General features: G+C 62.4%; 2 protein-coding genes. One reads left to right on the top strand and one right to left on the bottom strand.

The annotated features are described in order from the left end of the window. The first annotated feature begins 1527 nt into the window (after nt 1–1527). A complete protein-coding gene (locus AB0J67_RS39820) occupies nt 1528–3249 on the top strand; it encodes an AMP-binding protein (protein ID WP_363490802.1) in 1722 nt (573 codons plus the stop codon). 198 nt (nt 3250–3447) lie between these two features. Here the strand turns inward: AB0J67_RS39820 and AB0J67_RS39815 are convergent. After that, on the bottom strand, nt 3448–3683 hold a 236-nt coding region (locus tag AB0J67_RS39815; protein ID WP_363490800.1), incomplete at its 5' end, for a transposase family protein.

Genomic DNA, 3683 nt, shown 5'->3' with positions numbered 1-3683 from the left:
CGCCACCTTGCCTCCAACGTCGGATCGGATGTCGGGCTACATCCAATCCCGACAGCCATCAACCCGGCGAACCTTTCCGGTCAGAGCACTAGGTCGTCCCTGATCCGAAATCACAACCCTGACGCATTCGCATGTCCTGCCTTCGCGTCCCATGGAACTTCACGACGGCGGTCGCCGTATTGCCATACAACAGGGCGACTGAGGGGAATCTATGTCGAGCAACGCTGGGGCTTCGACGGTCGATGACGGCTGGAGTGTTCGCACCCGTTCCGATGACACTGTCCTGAGGCAATACGTACGGGCATTGGCATCCTCCGCAAATGACCTTGTTGCCGCACAAGGCGGTAGGACGGTTGTGAATGAGGAGCTCGCGCTGGCCGACCTCGGCGGCCGAGCTGGGTTCGCTAACAGCGCGACTGTCCTGCGGCCGCCACGCGACATGGGAGCAATCGCACGTGCCGCTCGATGTTTCGCTGACGGGGAGCGGCCGCAGCGCGAACAGGGCATCTTCTATCTGTGGAGCGCCTGGCCCACGAGCACGGAGCTCGAGGGCTGGACGCCAGCAGGCTATCCGCCGCTGATGTTGCGATTGCCTACGTGCCAGCCATACGTCCCCGACATGTCGCTCGACATACAAGAGGTCACAACTGCCGATCACCTACGCGAGTTCGAAGACACCCTCGCTGATGCCTACCCGCTCAACCGGGAAGGCTGGAGACGCGGCAGGCTATTCAGCCCCGCCGCTTTGAGCAGCGGGTGGCGTTTTTGGTTAGGCCGGTCGGAGGGCACCGCAGTTGCGACTGCCGCCTCCTTCTTTCATGAAGGAATTAATACCATAAACTATGTGTCTGTGGCTGAGCCGGCAAGGGGACGGCGATTCGCTAGTCAGATCACGTGGGCCGCGGCACAGGCCGCCATTGACTGCCCTACGATGTTGCTTTCAAGCAGTTCGGGTCGATTGGTTTACGAACGAATGGGGTTCGTCGCGATCACGCGCTTTTCGCTTTGGACTTACGACCGCTGTTGAAATCACGATGTGGCGCGACGATCCTTCCAGCGACCAAATCGGCTGCGGGAGCCTGCCCAGCGCCCGTTGCCGGAATGACGAAAGACACGCATCATTGCTTCGGTTTACCTCATTTGTCGGTTGCAGTTCGCCTAGGCCAGTCGGACGCGATGTCGGCTGTGGCGTTCACACGGTGAGGCTGCGTTCGGAATCGCGGGCGTAATCGGTCGCGACACGCTGGATGGCTATGTCATGCGCGGACCTCGTCACGTAGCGTCCCGCATGGTCCGGAGCGGGTGCCGCTTCTGTTGACCTCGTTTGCGTGCGTGGCGGAGTGGGCGTCCATGGTGGTGCGGAGGTGCCCTGACAGGTCGCCCCCGCGACCGTGGAGACCTCGGTGCTGCATGACCATGACGTCCTGTTGGTAGTTCGCAGGATCGGTCGCGTTCACAGTGGCGGACGGGCCGGATAGCAAGCCGGCGGTGCAGGCGGCGTCGGATGGGCGCGGTGTGGACAGCGCGATGCCGATCATCTGGCCAGGGAACCGCCACCACGCACTGGTCGAGCTCTGCCTCGACCGGCATGTTAGACTGTGGTTAGCGGCCCAGCGTCTGCGCAAGACTGTGCGTTGCCCACTAAGTGACATCAACAGCACGTCTCAAGCGAAGCGAGGGATGGTGCCCTTTTCGAGCCCTCTGGCTGGCGTAAAGATCCCCCGCGCCTCGCTGCGACAAGTCGTCATCGACTCGGCGACGGCCCGCGGATCCCACCCCGCGCTGATTGACGGCCAGTCCGGCCAGACCATGACCTACGCGGAGCTTGCCTACAACGTCGACCGGCTTGCCGCTGGTCTGGCAACCGCCGGGCTGCGTCCAGGTGATGTCCTGGCATTGTTGAGCCCGAACACGCTCTTATACCCCGTGGTGTTCCACGCTGCGCTGGCGGCGGGAGCCACAGTTACAACGGTCAACGCGCTCGCCACCAGCGACGACGTACTCAGGCAGATCAGCGACTCCCGCGCAAGGTTCCTAGTCACCATCTCGGCACTCCTAGACCGGGCGACTGCCGCCGCGGATCGAGTGCAGGAGGTGTTTGTCTGCGACGACGCGCAAGGATACCGTTCGATCCGCGAGTTGATGGCGAGCACCGACCCACCGCCACAGGTGGACATCGACCCGGTGACATCGCTCGCGGTGCTGCCATACTCTTCGGGCACGACCGGCGCGACGAAGGCTGTCATGCTCACCCACGGCAACCTGGTCGCCAACATAGTCCAAACCCAGCAGATGGTAAAATATGTGCCCAGCGATCGAGTGCTAGCAATAGTACCATTCTTCCATGCCTACGGGTTTACCGTGGTAATGAACATGGCGCTGGCGCAGGGTGCCACACTCATCGTGTTGCCACGCTTTCATTTGGCTGAGTTCCTCACCGCGATGCAAGACCATCGCGTCAACCGGGCGTTCGTCGCTCCGCCAATCGTGTTGGCATTGGCGAATGACCCACTCGTCGACGACTACGAGCTTCCGGCCCTCGATGTGGTTGTCTCCGGTGCTGCACCCCTCGACGGCAATCTGGCACAAGCCTGCGCGGCACGGCTTGGCTGCCGGGTGCAACAGGGCTACGGCATGACGGAGATGTGTGTGTCACACCTGCAACCATATGAAGACCTTCGAGTTAAGCCGGGCACGGTGGGCCCACTGGTCCCGAATACGCTCGCCCGAGTCATCGACGTGGCTACCGGCGAGGATCTCGGTGTCGGCCAGTCCGGCGAGTTGTGGGTAAAGGGTCCCCAGGTGATGCGGGGTTACCTTGGCCGTCCGGCCGACACGGAGGCGGTTATCGACGCCGATGGCTGGCTGCACACCGGCGACGTGGCGAGAGTAGACGAAGACGGCGACTGGTACATCGTCGATCGTGTCAAGGAGCTGATCAAATACAAGGGATACCAGGTGCCGCCAGCCGAGCTGGAGGCGGTGCTCCTGGGACACCCGCGGATCGCGGACGCGGCCGTCGTCGCCGGCCACGACGCCTGCGGCCAGGAGATCCCGCATGCTTTCGTCGTAGCCGTTCCTGGTGCCGAACTTACACAGCAGGACGTCAAAAACTACGTCGCCGAACGTGTCGCACCCTATAAACGCGTCCGCGCTGTCACGTTCGTGAATGCTATCCCCAAAACGGCCTCTGGAAAGATTCTTCGAAAGGACCTCCGCGCCCGACTTTCGGTTTCGCTGGGCAAATAGAAGCTGAAGTGGGCAGCCGCCACGGCCTGCGCTCTTCCCGCTCAGCGAAGATCATGGAAAACGAGCTTCGCGCTGGCGGTGTTGAGGTTGAGGTACCCGAACTAACCCGACGACCGGCCCCCCTAACACCGGGCAAGCCAGCTAAAGGCAGACCCCGCACCACCTGACTGCCTACTTAACGCCCTATCACTGAGGCCATTACAGCCTGACGGTGGTCGATGTGGCGAGGTGTAGTGCGAGGATGGCTCGAGCGATGTCGCTGACCTTGTCCACGGTGCAGCGGACCTTGTTGAGGATGCGCCAGGTCTTGAGGGTCGAGAAGCCGCGTTCTCCCGGTGCGCGGCGGCGGGCGTGGCGACGGTTGTAGATCTTTAATGCGGGGATCAGTTCCCGGCCTTTCGGAGCACGGGCCGGTGTGATCACGCCGGGACCTG

It is taken from the genome of Catellatospora sp. NPDC049609 (assembly GCF_040675365.1).
Lineage (GTDB): Bacteria > Actinomycetota > Actinomycetes > Mycobacteriales > Micromonosporaceae > Catellatospora.
This window is presented reverse-complemented; position numbering and strand designations above follow the sequence as displayed.